Below are 18487 nucleotides of genomic sequence, written 5' to 3' on the forward strand. Positions count from 1 at the left end.
GTTACCGGCCCTCGAAATCGATTCGAATCAGCGCGACATCGTCGTTTCGTACCTCTTGCCGGTCTCGGCGGGTGTCCAGCCAGTCGGAGAATCGGCTCGAGTCGTGCGGACCGCCGAACTCCAGCAGTTCGTGTAGTGCGGCGGTGGGATCGGAGGCCGCCAGGAACCAGGCTGCCAATGCGTCGGACATGAGCAGTAGCCGGTCACCGGGAACGCATACGCCCTCGGTGAGCTCAGTGCGCTCCCACAGCAGCGCGGTGTCGTGGTTGCGGCTACCGAAGAGATTCGGGTCCGTCCCGAACTCCTCGGTGGTGTGCACCGGAAACGCGTTGAGTGGCAGTTCGTCACGGATATGGAATAGGCAGGTGTCCCCCAAAGCGGCTGCCTGCCATCGCCATTCGGCTACGCGTTCCGGCGTGACCAGCACACAGAGCAGGGTCGCGAAGGTGCTGCCCGCCAGCTTCGACTGCTCGTACCACGCCAGCGGGCGGCCTGCCGCGGCCCGATCGGACGAGTACTCGGCCAGCCACGGATTCCATCGGGCCACCACTTCGGCGGCGAAGTCCTCGAATGCCGCGCCGGTTCCGAAGAACTGCGGATCGGACAGGGCTCTCGTGGCCGACGCGGCGGCGAGCATTGCGGCCCAATCCTTGGACAACATGCTCTCGGTCGCTCCGTCGCACACACTCGCGGCGATAGGGCCCGAGACAAGTTCGTCGAAGGGGACCTGTGGCAGTACGCACACCGCGTCCTCGCACTCCGCCCCGGTCAAGCCGCGCTTGGGCACTACCAGATGGGTGACGTACAGGCCCGGTGTCATCACCGCAGTTCGGTCGCGCGGGTCCCGATGTCCAGGAATTGAACGACCGAGGTGATGTCCGCGTTGTAGACGAATCCTCTTGTGGTTTCGCCGATCTGGTGCCCTTGCGCTGCGGCGTATGACCGCATGTGGCTGGGCAGCACGCTCGACATCGCGAACAGTGTTTGCGCGTAGGTGTCGGGCAGACCGACGTCGGAGCCGGGGAAGGTCACCGGTGAGCCGCCCGTTGCAGAGACGTGCAGGTTGAACAGTAGGACCGCACCGTCGGCGGTTGCCTGCGAGGTGATGGCGGCGGCGGCTTCGGTGGGGGCGCCGTCGGTCGATTCACCATCGGTGAGATTGATGACGATGGGTGGGAAGCCGCCGGGGTGTTGCCCGATCCAGCCTCGCACCAGGGTTTCCGCGTATCGGAGCGCGCGATTCATGGGTGTGCCGCCACCGATGACGGGGTCCATCCATACCGGGAACTGCACCGTGGACTCGACCAGTCCGCCGGCGCCGTCGGGGATCTTCTTCGACCGTTCCTCCACGCGCGCCGGGTTATCGGCAACCTCACTGAGCGGCACCAGGTCACGGCCGGTGAGCGAACCGGAGAAGGCCGATCCGACGGTAGCGCCGTACCCGATCACCGCGACATGGAAGTAGTCCCGGACCCCTTCCTCCTTGGCGCATTTGACCGCCAGCTCGGTCAACAGCCGGTTGATCGCGTCGGCGACGACGTCGGCCTTCTTCTGCGGGACTTCGCCGCCGATCAGGTCACCCATGGACGTCGACTGATCGACGAGGAAAATGAAGCAGGTTGGATTGGTGCGGCTGATCTCCGCCGTGTACGGCATGTGTACTCCCCATTGTGTGAACCCCGGACACGACAGGCGTGCGCCCGAAACCGTGTCTACCGTAATGAAATCGGACCGCCGGGACGGTGTCAATCGGAACGCTGTCGACCCCTGTAACGGGATAGTTGCCAATCGATGAGTCGATCAATGACGTTGTGCGTGTATGACTTTCGCGAACCACAGCGCGATCGCCCCCGGGATCGCGAACGGTGGAACCAGGATGAAGACGCCGTGGGTCGCCGCCGCTATCGCGGCGATAGCGTAGAGGACGGCCACCAGCACCAGAACTACCGCGCCGCCGGCTCTTCCGGCGCGGCGCGAGGGCGGTTGTGCAGGTGCAGGTTTGGGCGTCGCCACGGGGCCGAAGGTCGGTGGCGGTGGGTAGGAAGGAGGCAATGGCGCCGACTCGGGATGTCCCCATGGTCGCTGCCGACCGCCGATGACCGCGGTGTCGTCGATGGCGCCGGTATTCGGCGGGCGCGGGCGTAGCTCTTCCTGCCGGTACTGCGGGGGGACTTGGGGTGGACGATTGTCCGTTGATGTCGTGTTGCTCGTGGGCGTGGGCGTGGGCGTGGGCGTGGGCGTGGGCGTGGGCGTGGGCGTCGGCTTGGGTGCCGATGTCGGTTGCTGCGTTGTGGCGCGGGGCTTGTATCTGTGGCTCAGGTTCGCGTGTAGTTCCGCATTGGACCAGTGGGCCAGTGGGGATGGACTCGTCGGTGTCGGTGTCGGTGTCGGTGTCGGTGTCGGTGTCGGTGTCGGTGTCGGTGTCGGTGTCGGCTGCCGCGTTGCTGTGGTCGGTGGAGGGGATTCTGGTTCTCCCGCAATGTCTTCCGTGTGGGCGGTGGCCGCTTCGCGATGATTCGCCTTGTCACGAAGGTCCGCGTACTGGTCCTCGTCGAGGATGTGCAGGAATGCGGCGTGGTCGAGCTCGATCTGTGGAGTCAGTTCGTCGGAGTATTTGCTCTCGTACAACCAGATCGTTCCCGTGACAGCGACTTTCCTGCCTTCCAGTGAGAGCAGTCTGTCGGGCCGCGAATTTCGGCCGTACTCGTCGTATAGGTCCTTCGCGACCTCACCGAAACCGACGATGGCGAATTCCGCATCCTGGTAGCGACCCAGGTTGATCAGGGCGACGCCTTCGAAGGGGACCTTCGTCCCCGCCACTGTGCCGAAAACAGTGACCGTCTCGCCTTCGAGCTGTCGCAACAGCTCGGTGGTCCCGGCTCGGGCTTGCACAACCAAACCTGTTGCGGCAGTACGTGGTCGAGTGCTGCGTGCGGTTGTCGTACCCGTCAGTGCGGTGGCGGTCTGGGAATATCCGGCCCGGCAGGCGTTCCGGAAACGCTCGACGTGTTTGGTCAGCTCGCCGAGCCGCAGCAACTCGCCGAATATCGGTGCACTGTCCGGTTCGATGAAATCGGTTGCCTGGAACAGGATGTTCTCACCGGTCTTGCCGTACGTCTCCCACAACTCCGGTCGGCGGGCGAGCGCGGCCAGCGACATGCGAATGCCGTAGGCGGAGAACTTGTCGAGTTCGGCGTCGTAGTGCCGGCCACGATCGGGATGCTGGTAATTGCGGTGTCCTTGCTCGATTGCGCCCAGTTCCGCGAGCTCGGGAAGGTACATGCCGTCGTAGTCGATCAGCCAGATCTTGTGATCCGGCCGTACCAGGATGTTGCCGTGTTGCAGATCGCCGTGCGCTGCGCCATGCGATTTCAATTGCTGTTCGGCCTCGCGGATTGCGTCGCAGACCTCGTTGATCCGGTCTGGATTCGGCTCCGCCGCCCACCGCTGTAGCCATGTTCCCAGCGGCACTCCTTCGGCCCAGCGCATCCGAACCGTCGGAAACGGGTTGCCGTTCACCGTGATTCCATCGTCCTGGTATCGGACCGGAACCATGAAGTCGAGTTCGGGATGTATATCGATGAACTGTCCGATAGCGCGATATCGATCGGGTAGGCGCCGGTTCTGGTTGTCGTTCTTGTGGAAACAACGCACCGCCCACCGTCCGGAGGCGCTGGTGATATCGAACGTAACGGCGAATCCGCCGGAGGCGGCAACCGGCAGACGCAATGCATTCGTCCGCGCCTGTCCGTCCCGCAGTGTCGGGTCGCTGGCGAAGGCGCGTTGTGGATTCTGTACGGCCAGTTGATAATCGCGCGGCGACGGTAGCCTGCTCACAGTTGCACCACGCAGACGGTTGTGTCGTCGTTGTCGAGGTCGTCGTGGGCGCGGGCGTCCGTGACCCACTGGGCGAACGCCTCCTCCGTGGCGAGGTGCTCTCCCATGTCAACTTTCCGGCCCTGCTCGTGAGCGCGCAGTAGGTACTTCGACAGTGCGTCGGTTGCGAGTAGCAGCGTGTCCCCCGGCTGATATGGAATGGTGAAGCGCCACAGTGACTTACGAAACGTGTCGGCATCGCCGAACGGTGACCGTATGGACGGTGGGTTACGGCCGAAACGTGTGCAGCCGTCCACTGGCCCGGCCGTAACCAGGCTTTCGTCCCGGAAGTGGAGCAGGCACGAATCCCCGACGGCGGTGACGTCGTAACAGGCGCGATCGGGGGTGAGGCGTACCCCGACGAAGGTCGCCCCCGCGCCCCGCGCCAGTTTCGATTTCGCGTGCCACGGCAGCGTCGGCAGGTACACCTCATCGCGCCACAGGCGGCGCAGCCGGGTTAGCTCTGCGGCATCCCATGGCTCGATGTGTTCTCGGACATACGCTTTCACCAGGATGTCGGCCCACACCTCGGCACGCGCCGAGTCGGAGGTGCCGTCGGCGATCGCGAACCGGTCCGCGCTGGCATCGGCGCGGTCCTCGTTCACGGGTTTGTCGGCTTTTGTTATCGACCACAGCGTTGCAGTAGCGCTGGGCATCACAGGTTCGTATCGCCCTCGGAATCCTCGTCGACCGGGTCGTGAGGTTCGGCGTGGGACGAGTCGCCCGCGGTCAACTCCGCGAGTCCGGTCGGCGTCACCGACCGGGTGCCGATGTCCAGAAAGTCGATCACCGCCGTCGCGTCCGCGTTGTACAGGAATCCGCGTGCACCGGACTGCACCGGGTATCCCATCGCCGCCGCGGCTTCCAGCATCGCGGGTGGTAGTTCGCTGGATAGTTCGTACAGCAGTGTGGCATTGGAATCGGACAGTGCCGCAGCGGAATTCGGAAGCCTGACCTGCTGGCTCTGCACTCCGGACAGGTGCAGGTTGAATACGAGCGCCTGGCCGTCGTTGGTGCCCAGTTTACGGATCCGGGCGACGACGTCCCGTGGGTCGCCATCGGTGCTCATCCCGTCGGTCACGTTGATCACGATCGGCGGAAAGCTGGATGGATGTGCGGCGCACCATGATTCCACCACCGGTTCGATCGCGGTGAAGGCCGCCACCATCGGTGTTGCACCGTCGGCGACCGGGTCCACCCACACCGGCAAGTATTGCTGTTCCGGAATCACCCCGCCCGCACCGTCGGGGACGCGCCGGGTGACGGTGTCCACCCGCAACGGGTGCTCGGCGATATGCCCGACCGGCACGATCAGCCGACTCTTGTCGGTGCCGTAGAGGGCACCGCCGACCTCCGTGCCGTATCCTAGGACGCCGACCTCGAAGTAGTCGTGCACCTGCTCGTCGCCGCGGCTGCACAGCAAGACCGCATTGCCCAGAAGATTGTTCACCGCCAAGGCCAGTGCCTGCGCCTTCGACTGTCCGGTCTCGGCCCACGGTTCGGCCATCGAGAACGATCGGTCGATCGCGAGCAGTAGCAGTGCGGGCTGCCTACGGTTGATTTCCGCCGAGTACAAGTTGAATCCTCTCCCCAGTTGATCCATGTCGGGCACACGCCGAGTGCTGTTCCCGCCGAGCCGTATTCGTGATACGGCGTTGTACCTTGGTCAGAGTAGCGGAGCAGGAACGGATTTCGTGTATTTAGTGTCGAGTTCCTTTGTGCGACATTGCAAATGAGATTTCACGACCGGCCAGCGGGTTGAGTTGTCAGAGGGCGGCAGCGGGATCTCGTCGGCGTCGTTATGATCAGACCCGAGTATTGCTGGATCTGAGGTCGGATCACCTGGTTCGGTTGTCGCGTGGCTGCCATGCTTCGAGCAGATCCGCAGGGGTGAAGACGGCATCGAGGTGATCGGCTGTCGCTCCGGAGCGGGTGACTGCGATCAGTGGGATCGGATCATCTGTCACTCGGTGGCGGTGGCGCTGGAGTGCGGTCAGGTCGTGGTTGTCGAAGGGGGAGTTCTCCAGCCATTTGATAGATCCCAAGAACGTCAGTTCGTGTGCGACGGGCTCTCTGTCAGCGCCCACGATGTCGATTTCGACGTCGTTGCTGCGGGTCCAATAGCCACCGATTGCGGGAACTGCGGGGATTCCGTGTACGGGCAGCAGGCGTGCCAGTGATTCGCGAATCAATGGCTCTACGGCGCGCCCGCGCCAGCTGGTCCATCCGCGGCGAATGCGTTCGAGGGTCAGGTCTGGGCGCATGCGGTCCAACTCGGCGAGGTGCGGGCCGAGGAAGGTCAGCCAGAAGCGGAGATATGGGTCGGTGATCCGATAGCGGCGTTCTTTCGAGGGAGTGAGGCTGATCGGGAGCTCGGCTGCGACGATGCCCTTGTCGGTCAGCAGCTCAGTGGCGCGTGACAGTGTCGAGTGCGCGATTCCGCCGGCTGCTCGGGCGATGTTGGTGAAGGTGCGTTCGCCGCTGCCGATTGCCGCCAGGACCTGGCGAGCTTGGGTCTGGTCCGGAAATTCGGCGGCCAGGGACAGTTGTGCGGAAACGACCAATGGGCTCACCGGATCTGCCAGTTCGCGGGAAAGGAATGCCTGGACATCCTCGCCCGTGTTCCAGCGCGCCGCGATGATGGGGAGCCCACCGGTGATCAGGGTGGCGTCGAAGGCGGCTGCCGGGGCGAGGCCCGTCATTGCGGCTACATCGGCCGGATTGAGTGGTCCCAGCCGCATTTCGGTGCCGCGTTGGTGGAATGGCCGTCCGTATGAGGTCAGTGCCTGCATCATGGCGAGATCGGAACCGATGAGGATCAGCAGCACGGGTTTGCGCGACAGTTCGCGATCCCAAGCCCGCTGCAGAATGCTCTCGAACGCTCCTGCGGGGTCCATGAGGTATGGCAGCTCGTCGAGCACCACGACACTTGGCTGGTTCTCGGGCAAGATACTTGCGAGCTGGCGGAACGCGGCAGTCCAGTTGCCCGGTATGGCGTCGGCGAAGATGTCGGCGTCAGGCAGTGACGAACTTCGTACGGCGTCGGTGAACTCGGTCAGCGGCTCGGTGCCGAAGCCGATCTCGCTGGTATGAAAGACGTTTGGTACCCGGTTTCGGTCGACGAACTCCTCCACCAATGCGGACTTGCCGATTCGGCGTCGCCCGCGCAGGATCAGACATCGCCCCGGCCTGGTCGTGCCGATCTCCGCTCGCACTCCGTCCAATGCGGCGGACAGTGTGTTCAGTTCGCGCTCTCGTCCGATGAAGTCGCCCAACCTGCACCTCCCTAGCGCTCTATGCTATCGGTGTCGATAGTATTGCACAAGATACTATCTCATTTGGGAGAATGTACGACGGTGCGGTTCGATCGACGTAGGAGGTGGTCGGGCGGCTTTGTAAGACGGTGGGCATGGGTGAGCCTCTTGCGAACATGAAGCGGGTTCTTGCTGCGGTGCAACGGATTACGTCGCCGTCGCCGGATGGATTCGGGATTTCGCAGCGGAGTGTCGTGGTGTCGACGGTGGGTTTGGCTCCGGCGATCCGGAAGTTGGCGGACACCGGGCTGTCGGTGACTTTGGCTGTGTCGCTGCATACTCCGGATGATGAGTTGCGGGATACGTTGGTGCCGGTCAATAATCGCTGGCCTGTGGCCGAGGTCCTGGATGCGGCAAGGTATTACGCGGATCGGACGGGGCGCCGTGTGTCGATCGAGTATGCGTTGATCCGGGATATCAATGATCAGCCGTGGCGTGCGGACTTGCTTGGTTCGAAGTTGCACAAGGCGCTCGGGTCGCGTGTGCATGTGAATTTGATTCCGTTGAATCCGACTCCGGGTAGTAAGTGGGATGCGTCTCCGAAACCTGTTGAGCGGGAGTTCGTTCGGCGGGTTGAGGCGCAGGGGGTGGCGTGTACGGTGCGGGATACGCGGGGGCAGGAGATCGCGGCGGCCTGCGGGCAGCTCGCCGCCGAGGAATAGAAAGTTGTTCGTCGGGCTGCGGCGATCGTGGCCTGACCGCGACATGACCAGGCCATTCACCATCCTCGGCCGCACCGGATGACGTTGAAACGGCCGTGGCGCTGACTCAGACGGAGTGAAAAGGCTGGAATATCAGCCGAGTGCTTGAATCTCGGTCGCTACAGTAGCTTCTCCTGGCTGGCCGCCCACGACGCCAATAGGGCTAGACCGTCCGCGGTCGCCGTGCCAGTGGGCGCGGTGTAGACGTTCAGATGCATGCCGGGGTCGGCAGGCAGTTCCATCGACTCGACGTCCAGATCGAGCTGGCCCACTACCGGATGGTGCACACGCTTGCGTCCGGACCGGTGGAGCCGAACGTCCTGAGACGCCCACCGCTGCCGAAATAGTTCACTGCGTGTTGATAATTCACCGACCAGGGCGATCAGCTCCTCGTCGTGCGGATTGCGGCCGGCTTCCATGCGTAGCTTCGCGGCCACATCGCAGGCGATTCGGTCATAGTCGACGAAGAACGTTTGTGCCGCCTCGGGATCCAGATACACGAACCGCGCGGTGTTCGCCGGCCGTCGCGTGTCGGCCAGCACCGGTGAATACAGCGCGCGGGCAAGGTGATTCATGGCCAGCACGTCATAACGGCCGTTGCAAATCCAAGCCGGCGCATCGGTGATGGCGTCGAGCACCCGCGCAAGCGCCGGACGCACCGTCGCGTCGGGTCGCCGACGGCGTGGACCGCTGGGCGCCCTGGACTGCCGCGCAAGGTGGAACAGGTGATCGCGCTCGGCCTCGTCAAGTTGCAAGGCAGAGGCCAACGCGTCGAGCACCCCGTCGGAGGCGCCGGTGAGGCTGCCGCGCTCCATACGCACGTAGTAGTCGACCGATACCCCCGCTAGTAGAGCTACCTCTTCGCGACGCAGACCTTTGACCCGGCGGTTGCTGCCGTAGGCGGGCAGTCCGGCCCGCTCGGGCGCGATCCGCGCGCGACGCGAGCTCAGGAACTCGTTGATCTCAGTGCGCAGATCGATCGTGGCCACCCCTTCACCGTAGGCCCTGTCCGCAGGCGAAGGGAGGTTCTGCTGGTACCCCGACCGCCGCGCACCCCCCTCACACCCGGCATGCGCCCAGCGTCGTAGCAGGAAAAGGCCGCGTCGACGCCTAGGTACCCGTTGCGGTCGTCGCGATGCCCCCGTCTACCGGGATGATGGTGCCCGTTAGGTAGGACCCGGCCCGGCTGGCGAGGAACACGGCGGTACCTGCCATGTCGTCGTGGCGGCCGAGCCGGCGCAGCGGGGCCTTCGCCGCGATCGTGTCGCCGATGGCATCGAGCGTGGACGCCATCATCTGCGACGGGAACGGTCCCGGTGCTACCGCGTTCACCGTGACGTGCCGTGGGCCCAGTTCTCTGGCAAACACTCTGGTGAGTTGATGGAGTGCCGCTTTGCTGCTGGCGTACGAGTAGTTGGGCGACTCGGCGACGTGGATGGCGGCGATACTGCCGATGTTGATGATCCGCGCGGGATCATCGGCGGTGCCCGCCCCGCAAAGTGCGGGGAGCAGCGCCTGCACCAGCCAGAACGGCGACTTGATGTTGAGGTCGATCACCGAGTCCCAGGCCTCGTCCGGGAACGTCTCCAGCGGCTCGCGCCACATCGCTCCCGCGTTGTTGATGAGGATGTCCAGGCGTTCCGAGTCGACTTCGACAAGATCAGCGAGGCGCTGACACTCGTCGTGCCTGGACAGGTCGGCGGGGATTGCTCGAACGTCGCCGAATTCGGACAGCAGATGCCGTGCCTGCGCGCACGTGTCCGCATTGCGTGAGCTGATAGTGATTTCGGCATGCCGGCTCACGTCGGGATGAGAAAGCGGTCGATCAGGAACGCCACATAGACAAGTCGCGACCGCCTCGGGGAGAGGTGAAGCCGGTATCCGCCCGCAGCCATTCACTGTCACCCTTGATGCCGACCCGACAAGTGGCTCAATCACTTTCGTGGTGATTCGCGAGCTCGAGCACGAAGAATTCCACGTGGACAGAGTGTCAGCCCACCGGAGAAGGGGGCATCGACAGTACCTGTACCAGGAGGGTCTCCCCGCCGCCCGCAAGGCGGGCCTAACCTGCTGTGACCGGTTCCGGCTGAACAGCGGGAGCAATGGGCCGGATGACCTCTACCGAAGGAGCATTCTCCAGTGCAGAAACGCAAACTTGGGCAGCACCTCGAAGTTTCAGCCTTGGGACTCGGTTGCATGGGCATGAGCTTCTTCTACGGTTCGCCCCCGGACCCAGCCGAGATGACGAGGCTGCTGCGGGCTGCTGTCGACCGCGGCGTGACTTTCTTCGACACCGCCGAGGTCTATGGCCCATTTACCAATGAAGAGCTGGTCGGTCAGGCGCTGGCGCCGGTCCGCGACCAGGTGGTGATCGCCACCAAGTTCGGTCTCGCGCACGGGGAGCACGGGCCGACCCCGGCGTCGGGGCTCGATAGCCGACCCGAGCAGATCCGTCGAGTGACCGAGGCCTCGCTCCGGCGTCTGCAAACGGATTGCATCGACCTTCTTTACCAACACCGCGTCGATCCCGACGTGCCCATCGAAGACGTGGCAGGCACGGTCAAGGAGCTGATCACCGAAGGTAAGGTCAAGCACTTCGGTTTATCGGAGGCCGGTGCGACGACGATCAGCCGCGCCCACCGCGTGCAGCCTGTGACGGCGCTGCAAAGTGAATACTCGCTCTGGACGCGAGACCACGAAGCCGAGATCATTCCGACCTTGGAGAAGCTGGGCATCGGTCTAGTGCCATACAGCCCGCTGGGCAAGGGCTATCTGACCGGCACAATCGACTCACGTACATCGCTGGCCGACAACGACCTCCGCCGCATGCTGCCGCGCTTCACTCCTGAAGCACGGCAGGCCAATCGAACACTGGTCGACTTGCTGCAGCGGATTGCCGAGGACAAGGGAGCCACACCAGCCCAGATCGCTCTCGCCTGGGTGCTGGCGCAGAAGCCGTGGTTCGTGCCGATTCCCGGCACGACCAAACTGCATCGCTTGGAAGAGAACCTGGGAGCGCTCGATGTCGAATTGACGTCCGGCGACCTGCAACGCATAGAGGCGGCCGCGAACCATATCCAGGGTGAGCGCGTCCCCGAGCGGTTGCAGTCTCTGTTCGGCCGCTGAGTCCCTCTATTTTTTGCGCCGGTCACCTCGCCAAGCCGATTTCGGCGCGACCCCAGAACAACTTTGGCGTAGCGGATCACGCACGGCCGTTTCAACGTCATCCGGTGCGGCCGAGGATACTTGGCTCGTTCTCCGGCAAGATGCCTGCGAGCTGTCGGAACGCCGTCGCCCGCACAGGGTCAGACATCGCCCTGGCCTGGTCGTGCCGATCTCCGCTCGCACTCCGTCCAATGCGGCGGACAGTGTGTTCAGTTCGCGCTCTCGTCCGATGAAGTCGACCGACGACGGGTAGTAAGTGGGATGCGTCGCCGAAACCCGTTGAGCGGGAGTTCGTTCGGCGGTTGAGGCGTGGGTGCGCACCCGGCTACTGTCATGTGCCACACCCACGGCGCCGCTTCGTTCGAACAAGTTGCGTTCCTGGACCGCGGCGCGGCGGCGTTCGTACAGCTGCTGTCTTCGCGAGAGGGTGAAGATGGGTGAGCCACTGGCGAACTACGAGCGTGTGGTGAATGCGGTGCGGCGTATTACTTCTGCGGCTCCGGATGGTTCGGGGATTTCGCAGCGGAGTGTGGTGCTCTCGACGGTGGTTTTGGCTCCGGCGATTCGGAAGTTGGCCGGTGAGAGTTTCTCGGTGTCTTCGGCCGTGTCGCTGCATACTCCGGATGATGGGTTGCGGGATACGTTGGTGCCGGTGACCAATCGCTGGTCGGTGGCCGAAGTGCTCTATGCGGCAAAGTATTACGCGGACACGTCGGGTCATCGTCCGGTTGTGATCATCGTGGATGCCGATGACGCGTTTTCGGTGGCTGGTGCCGCATGCTTCGCCGATGGCCGGTGCGGCGAACGCCGAGGGATGACGATCTCGGGTGGGGTCGCTGTGATGATCGAGGATGTGCGGCTGCCGGATGTCATTCCGCTCGTTGCCGAGCGGGTTGGGCGAATTCGGTTGGCCGGTTGAGTATTTCGTGCATCGACCCGATGTCGAGTCTCCGAATGTCCTGGGCGCCGGTGTGCTCGGCCAGCTCGGCCATGGCATCGCCGACAGCTTCACCGTCTGTCTCGAGCGCCCGCACAGCTGGCGGCGAACAACGTCGTCGATGATCTCTATGTCGTTGTGCTGGAGCATATTTCGGTCCGACGCGACGTGGCGGGATGGTTGCGAGGTGCGGCAACCCTGTCGCTCGCGCGGCATAGATCTCAACGGCGATTATCGGTTGTTATCGAACGTACGAACAACGGTGGATGGAAGGTCTCGCTTCATGAGGATTCCCACTGGGCGGACTGCTTTGACCATAGCGACGATCGCTGTGGCTGTTGGGGCGGCATGGATGCCGGTCGCGGGAGCGGTTCCCGGAACCGGCAGCGCCGGTGGTCCCCCTGCGTCCGGCGACGGCAAGCACCACGCCGGCGATTACTGCACGACCAGCGACGGCCATCCGGGTACCTACGGCTGGTCCGCCGACCACTGGTGGTCCGGGGTGGACTGGAAGCTGGTCTGCAACGAAGACACGACTCAGCAGCCGACGGCACCGCAGCGACAGCCCCAGGGGCATCAATCGGCGCCGGGTGGCGGACATCAATCGGCGCCGTCGGGTGGCGGGCATCAATCGGCGCCGTCGGGTGGCGGGCATCAATCGGCGCCGACGACAGAGCCGTCGGCGCCCAGCCATTAGCACTCGATGGAGTTCCGGTAGGAAGCTGTGATGAAGATCGCCATCGTTGGGCGGGCCCGGGTGATTCGTCCTGGCGATCGTTCCGCACCGGCACGCGCCCACTGCTGTCCGGCACGCATCCGGCCTGCAGCGGCATATCGCCCCGGAGAAACTGCACAGGGCTCTGGGTTCGCGGGTGCATGCGCCTGGGGCGAAGCGGGATGCTTCGCCGAAATCGGTTGAGCCCGCGTTCGTTCGGCGGGTGGAGGCGCAGGGGGCGGCGTGTGCGGCGCGGGATACGCGGCGGCAGGAGATCGTGGCTGCGTGTGGGCGGCTTGCGGCCGAGGGGTAGTCGGTGTCGTGGATGACATGACGCAGAAGTGGGGGATCGGTTCGGGGTCGGCCGGGCGTTGGTCCGTGCCCGGTACCGTGGATGACGGCCTGTCCGACCCCGACCACCGAACGGAACGATACGCATGCTTGCCCGGCGAAAGTTCTTGACCTCGGCATCCTCGGCCGCAATCGGCCTCGCGGTACTTCCGGCGGTGCGCGCCCGAGCCGCGGCTCTGCCTGCTGGTCGTCGCATCATTTATTCGTACAAAGGGGCCCAGCCTCCGGCGGAATTGCTGACGTTGGCGTCGAAGGGTCAGGTCGGGGGCGTCATCTTTTTCGCCGAGAATATTACGTCCGTGCAGCAGCTCGCCGGGGCTGCCGCGGAGCTGCGCAAGGCTTCGCCGGTTCCGTTGCTGTTGACCACGGATCAGGAGGGCGGGCAGGTCAACCGGTTGCCGGGCGGGCCGGCCGAATCCGCCAAGCAGGTCGGGGCCGCCGGTGACGTCTCCCGCGCCGCGGATGCCCAGGCAGTCGCCGCCGCCCGTGCGCTGGCCGCGGCGAATCTCGACGCCAATCTCGCGCCCGTGTGCGGTGTTTACCGTAGTCCGGGGGATTTCCTGGACCATTATCAGCGCAGCTATTCCAACCGGTCCGCGGTGGTGGCCGACTGTGTGGACGCATACGTCCGGACGCTGCAGGGCAATAAGGTCTCGGCCTGCGCGAAGCATTTTCCGGGCCTGGGATCCGCGCCCGCGGGGGCGAATACCGACGAAACACCCGTCACCATCACATCGTCGGCGCAGGAATTGACCGGGACCGATATGGTTCCGTTCGCTCGGGCGGTTCGAGCCGGAGTATCACATGTCATGCCGTCCTGGGCGATCTATCCGGCGCTGGATCCGAACCGTCCGGCGGGTTTGTCGCCGGTGATCCTGCAGAATTACCTGCGCCAGAAGCTCGGGTTCCGGGGATTGATCATCAGCGACGCGCTGGAGGCGGGAGCGCTCGCGCATTACGGATCGACCGGCAACCGGGCGATTGCCGCCAATCAGGCCGGGGTGGATCTGCTGTGCTGTTCTTCCCGCGATATAGAACAGGGCAAGGAAGCGGCGCAGGCGCTGCGCTGAATCGAAGCCGCCCCTGACAGGTCGTCGGACCACCGCGGCGCGCACGATGCGACGTCATAGTCGGCGACCCGAGGCCGCCCCTGTGTGGACGCCGGCAAGGCTCGTGCCGACATTCCTCGGTCGCGACCGAGAGGCAGCCCGACCATGCCTCGGTGCAGATCGGCTCACCGCTTTCGGTACTACGCCGCCGGGCCGGAACAGCGAATCAGTGTGCGGAGGACCGCCGCTACGAGTTCTCAGGCGCTGCGTTTCTCCTGAAGCGCCGGTTCCCTTGGGGAAGGCAACCGGCGCGGTCTTCGGATCGGCAGCACGGGCCTCGGCGTAGGCGAACAGCACGCGCTCCTCCTACGGGTGACCCGGCAATGTCCTGAGCCGATGTTGCGCCCGAGTAACTAGTTCGATTCACCCCTTGCGCTGCCGCATGCCTTCGGTCACACTCATCTGTATCCAAAACTGTATTCACTTTGAGGTTGGATATGACCCAGCAGCAGACGGTGGCACAGCGCCGACTCGCACCGAACGACCCGCGGTACGCGGAGGTCGTGGACTTCTACTTCTACGAGGCGGAGTTGCTCGACGACCTGAACGAGCGACAGTGGCTGACCGACCTGGTCAGCCCGGACATCGTGTATCAGGTGCCGATCCGCGAAACCGTCGAACGAGCTCGCGGCTTCGGCTTCTCCGAGACCTCCTTTCACCTGAACGAGAACCTGGGGTCGCTCGAATCCAGGGTCGCGCGGGGGGAGACCAAGTACGCGTGGGCCGAGGATCCGCCCTCGCGAGTGCGTCATTTCGTCGCCAATATCCGGGTGCGGGAGCACGAGAGCGGCGATGCGCAGCTGCTGACCGGACGCAGCAATATCCTTCTCTATCGGACCCGGCAGGATCAGACGACTCCCCAGATGCTCTCGGGTGAGCGCCGGGATGTCCTGCGCCGCGAAGACGGTCGCCTCAAACTGCTGCATCGCGTGGTCTATCTGGACTTGACGGTGATCGGCACCCACAATCTGTCTCTTTTCTTCTGAGCGACCTCGTTCAGCAGCTCGCTCGATTTCAGCCCAGGAGTACATCTATGACCGCGATACGGGAACCCTCGCTTTCACCGCGAGTCCGGACCTTGATGGACCGGATCGAGACGGGACTGCCCGACGGGCGGATTCCCGCGAATATCTTCGGAAATTCCGAGGTGCATCAGACGGAATTGCGCAAGATATTCGGCCGCGCCTGGGTTTTCATGGCGCACGAGTCCGAGATCGAGGCGAACGGCGACTACGTCGTGCGCCGGATCGGGGAGGACTCGTTCGTCGTCACCCGGGACGAGAAGGGCCAGGTCCACGTCCTGTTCGATGCCTGCAAACATCGCGGGGTCCAGATCTGCCGGGCCGATTCCGGCAATACCTCGCATTTCCGCTGCCCGTACCACGGCTGGACCTATTCCTCCGACGGCAGCCTGGTCGGTGCGCCGCTGTGGAAGAACGCCTTCGGGAATATGCGCAAGGAGGAGAACGGGCTGGCCAGGGTTGCGCAGATCGAATCCTTCCACGGGCTGATCTTCGCGACACTGGATTCGACGGCGCCGCCGCTGCGCGAGTACCTCGGCGGTATGGCCTGGTATCTGGATCTGTTGTTCGGGCTGGACAAGGACGGGGTCGAGGTGCTGGGTAAGCCGCAGCGCTTCGTGCTCGACGCGAACTGGAAATCCGGCGCGGACAATTTCTCCGGCGACGACTACCACCTCGGCACATTGCACAAATCGGTGTATGCCATCGGCGCGTTCCCGGTTCCGTTCAGCGAGAACATGATGGGCTACCACATCCAGGCCTCGCCCGGACATTCGCTGTCGTTCTCCATGGCCGAGGATGCCGACGAGCCCGGACCTAACTTCTTCGGATTCCCGGAAAGTCTCGCCGAGAATTTCGATACCGCGAATATCTCCGCGCCGCAGCTCGAGGTGGCACGGCGTTCGCGGGTGATAGTCGGAAACGTCTTCCCGAACTTCTCCATCCTGGCGCTGCCGATGACCGAGGACGGGTCGCATCATCCGCCGACCGGCGTGCTGACCGTGCGGTGCTGGCAGCCGAAGGGGCCCGGGCAGGTCGAGATGTGGAACTGGTTCCTGGGCTACAAGAACATGACGCCCGAGCAGAAGGATCGCGCCTACCGGGCGGGGCTGGGGACCTTCTCGCTCGGCGGCGCGTTCGAGATGGACGACACCGAGCCGTGGATCACGGTGGGACGTACGGGTCGTTCGGTCGCGGCGGAGTTGCTGGACTTCGAACTCAACTACGAGATGGGCATGCCCGGCATCGGCATGGCCCATCCGGTGCAGGACTGGCCCGGCCCCGGCAAGGTCTTCTGGACCCGCTACGAGGAGGGTGTTCAGCGCAACATGTACGCGTACTACGCGGACCTGATGCGCGCCGAGGCGGGGCAGTGGCCGGAGCACGAGTTTTGAGCCGCGACGACGCCGCGACGGCCGACGAGCAGGTCCGCGCCAGGTATCGGGACGGCGGCCTGCTCGGGACACTCACCCCGGGCGCGCGTCCCGCGCTCGTCGTGGTCGACCTGCAGTACGGATTCACCGAAGCGCGGTACGGTCCCGGTTTCGAGATGGACGCGGTGGTCGGCGCGACCCGGGAACTGGTGGACGCGGCGCGCGACAACTGCGTGCCGGTCTACTTCACGACCATCGCCTTCCCCGCCCACGACGACGGAACGGCCGGCACGTGGCTGCGCAAGATGCCCGCGATGCGGGAACTGCGAGCCGGTGACCGCAGCGTGGACATCGATCAACGGCTCGGCCGTCGCGACGACGACGCTCTGGTGGTCAAGCAGGCCGCCTCGGCGTTCGCCGGTACCGATCTGGCGCGACGGTTCACCGCCGCGGGTATCGATACCGTGCTCGTCGCCGGTGCGACGACCTCCGGTTGTGTCCGGGCGACCGTTGTGGACGCCTGCGCCGCCGATCTGCCCGCCTTCGTCGTCCGGGAGTGCGTGGGTGACCGCGAGGACGGGCCGCATCGTGCCGCCCTGCTCGACATCGACGCCAAATACGGGGACGTGATCCCACTCACCACCGCCCACGCAATCGTCAAGGGGCTGCGATGACCACCGCTGTGCGATCCTCACTCCACCTGGCGCCGGCCCTCGAGATTCCGGCCCGCGCGGTCGGCGACCTGCCCGGCAGGCTGGTCGTGCCAGGCGTCGAGGCTCCGGACTGGGGACTGAACCGGGAACGGGAGCTCGGATTCTTCGGACCCGCAATCGATTCCGGGAAATTCCTCGACGAATTGGCCCGGTCGGGTCTGCGTGGTCGGGGCGGCGCCGGATTCCCCGCGCACCGCAAATGGTCTGCGGTGGCGGCGAGTTCGGACAGTGTGGTCGTCGCCAACGGCCACGAGGGCGAACCCGCGTCGGGCAAGGATGCGTGGTTACTCACCCGTCGGCCGCATCTGATCCTCGATGGTCTGCTGACCGCCGCGGTCGTCACCGGATCCAGCGAGGCCGTCGTTTATGTCTCCGCACCCGCCGCTGTGGCATCGGTCCGCGCCGCCGTCGCCGAACTCGTTGCGGCCGAACTGGTTCCACCTGGCGTGGTGCTGCGGGTGCACGAAGCACCTCCCGGCTACGTGGCGGGTGAGGAATCAGCTGTGGTGGCGTCGATCAACGGCCGCCCGGCCAAACCGGTCAGCAAGCCGCCGCGCCCGTTCGAGGTGGGAGTGCGCGGCCTGCCGACGTTGGTGAGCAATGTGGAGACCTTCGCTCACGCGGCGTGGATCCGCCGGTACGGCGCCGCCGAATTCGCCCGCGCGGGCACCGCGGCCTCGTGCGGCACCGCGCTGTTCACCGTCACCGGCCGGGTGGCGGAGCCCGGAGTGTACGAAATGTCGCTCGGCGCAACGGTTTCCGAGCTGGTCGTCGCGGCCGGCGGAGGCGATGTACCGATGACCGGCGCGCTGCTCGGCGGTTGGTTCAACGGCATCTCGCTCGGTGATGTCGGCGCGCTGTCGTGCTGCTACGACGCCATGCGCGCGGCGGGTACCGGCCTCGGCTGTGGCGCGATCACCGTCCTGGGGCCCGATGACGATCTCGTCGCGATGGCCGCGGAGCTCGGTATCTGGTTTCAGAACGAGAGCGCGCTGCAGTGCGGTTCGTGTTTCACCGGCACCAAGGCGATCGCGCGGGCGTTCCGGCAGATCCTGCGCGGTGAAGACGCGGCCGGTCATCTGGCCGATCTGACCCGCTGGGGTGCGGATCTGCCCGGCCGCGGCGTCTGCGGCCTCATCGACGGCGCCGCGGCGCTGGCTCGAAGCGGCGCGGCGGAACTCGCGCGTCGCGACGCACGGAAGGAGCAGTGA

Annotated in this window: 14 protein-coding genes and 3 pseudogenes; 9 read left to right on the forward strand and 8 right to left on the reverse strand. The window is 64.8% G+C overall.

Translation table 11 applies throughout. From position 1 onward, the window contains the following. Position 1: 1 nt before the first annotated feature. From NM2_RS16915 to NM2_RS16940, 6 genes are all read right to left on the reverse strand, one after another. Complete coding sequence (locus NM2_RS16915; RefSeq protein ID WP_157121133.1) at positions 2–823, reverse strand: protein phosphatase 2C domain-containing protein; 822 nt, start codon at positions 821–823, stop codon at positions 2–4. Next, positions 820–1656, reverse strand: a complete 837-nt coding sequence (locus NM2_RS16920; RefSeq protein ID WP_067669617.1) for a vWA domain-containing protein — start codon at positions 1654–1656, stop codon at positions 820–822. The genes NM2_RS16915 and NM2_RS16920 overlap by 4 nt, the downstream gene beginning before the upstream one ends. A gap of 144 nt (positions 1657–1800) precedes the next feature. Next, the gene (locus NM2_RS50660) at positions 1801–3837 is read right to left on the reverse strand and encodes a phosphotransferase family protein (protein ID WP_067669618.1); all 2037 of its coding nucleotides are present in this window, start codon (positions 3835–3837) and stop codon (positions 1801–1803) included. Next, positions 3834–4532, reverse strand: a complete 699-nt coding sequence (locus tag NM2_RS16930; RefSeq protein ID WP_067669620.1) for a hypothetical protein — start codon at positions 4530–4532, stop codon at positions 3834–3836. The genes NM2_RS50660 and NM2_RS16930 overlap by 4 nt, the downstream gene beginning before the upstream one ends. Further along, positions 4532–5452, reverse strand: coding sequence for a VWA domain-containing protein (locus NM2_RS16935; RefSeq protein WP_218025933.1), 921 nt, complete (start codon positions 5450–5452; stop codon positions 4532–4534). The genes NM2_RS16930 and NM2_RS16935 overlap by 1 nt, the downstream gene beginning before the upstream one ends. Before the next feature lie 262 nt (positions 5453–5714). After that, entirely contained in the window at positions 5715–7151 is a 1437-nt protein-coding gene (locus tag NM2_RS16940) for an ATP-binding protein (protein ID WP_067669624.1), read from the reverse strand. Positions 7152–7279: 128 nt separating this feature from the next. On the opposite strand from NM2_RS16940, the pseudogene NM2_RS16945 reads away from it, so the two are divergent. Next, a pseudogene (locus NM2_RS16945) lies at positions 7280–7852 on the forward strand (radical SAM protein); the annotation flags it as partial. Between the two features lie 158 nt (positions 7853–8010). Here the strand turns inward: NM2_RS16945 and NM2_RS16950 are convergent. Then, the gene (locus tag NM2_RS16950; protein ID WP_067669626.1) at positions 8011–8880 is read right to left on the reverse strand and encodes a helix-turn-helix transcriptional regulator; all 870 of its coding nucleotides are present in this window, start codon (positions 8878–8880) and stop codon (positions 8011–8013) included. Between the two features lie 121 nt (positions 8881–9001). After that, complete coding sequence (locus NM2_RS16955; RefSeq protein ID WP_067669628.1) at positions 9002–9694, reverse strand: SDR family oxidoreductase; 693 nt, start codon at positions 9692–9694, stop codon at positions 9002–9004. Between the two features lie 336 nt (positions 9695–10030). On the opposite strand from NM2_RS16955, the gene NM2_RS16960 reads away from it, so the two are divergent. The 8 genes and pseudogenes from NM2_RS16960 to NM2_RS16995 all read left to right on the forward strand — a co-directional run bounded on the left by NM2_RS16960 (position 10031) and on the right by NM2_RS16995 (position 18487). Then, positions 10031–11017 carry an aldo/keto reductase gene (locus tag NM2_RS16960; protein WP_067669630.1) on the forward strand — a complete coding sequence of 329 codons (987 nt, stop codon included), beginning with the start codon at positions 10031–10033 and terminating at the stop codon, positions 11015–11017. Between the two features lie 278 nt (positions 11018–11295). Then, positions 11296–11487: pseudogene (locus NM2_RS53415) on the forward strand (hypothetical protein); the annotation flags it as partial. Positions 11488–11489: 2 nt separating this feature from the next. Then, a pseudogene (locus tag NM2_RS47520) lies at positions 11490–11810 on the forward strand (23S rRNA (adenine(2503)-C(2))-methyltransferase RlmN); the annotation flags it as partial. A gap of 1335 nt (positions 11811–13145) precedes the next feature. Then, on the forward strand, positions 13146–14129 hold the full coding sequence (locus NM2_RS16975; protein ID WP_067669636.1) for a glycoside hydrolase family 3 N-terminal domain-containing protein: 984 nt from the start codon (positions 13146–13148) through the stop codon (positions 14127–14129). Positions 14130–14605: 476 nt separating this feature from the next. Then, on the forward strand, positions 14606–15154 hold the full coding sequence (locus NM2_RS16980) for an aromatic-ring-hydroxylating dioxygenase subunit beta (protein ID WP_067669638.1): 549 nt from the start codon (positions 14606–14608) through the stop codon (positions 15152–15154). Between the two features lie 47 nt (positions 15155–15201). After that, positions 15202–16584 (forward strand): aromatic ring-hydroxylating oxygenase subunit alpha, encoded by a 1383-nt coding sequence (locus NM2_RS16985; protein WP_084531103.1) that lies wholly within the window; start codon positions 15202–15204, stop codon positions 16582–16584. Continuing rightward, complete coding sequence (locus tag NM2_RS16990) at positions 16581–17237, forward strand: isochorismatase family protein (RefSeq protein WP_281182448.1); 657 nt, start codon at positions 16581–16583, stop codon at positions 17235–17237. Before NM2_RS16985 ends, NM2_RS16990 begins: the two co-directional genes overlap by 4 nt. Further along, positions 17234–18487: an NADH-ubiquinone oxidoreductase-F iron-sulfur binding region domain-containing protein gene (locus NM2_RS16995; RefSeq protein ID WP_067669641.1), complete on the forward strand. Its 1254-nt coding sequence runs from the start codon at positions 17234–17236 to the stop codon at positions 18485–18487. Before NM2_RS16990 ends, NM2_RS16995 begins: the two co-directional genes overlap by 4 nt.

Origin of the sequence: Nocardia miyunensis NBRC 108239 (assembly GCF_001613065.1) — a bacterium.
GTDB classification, from domain to species: Bacteria; Actinomycetota; Actinomycetes; order Mycobacteriales; family Mycobacteriaceae; genus Nocardia; species Nocardia miyunensis.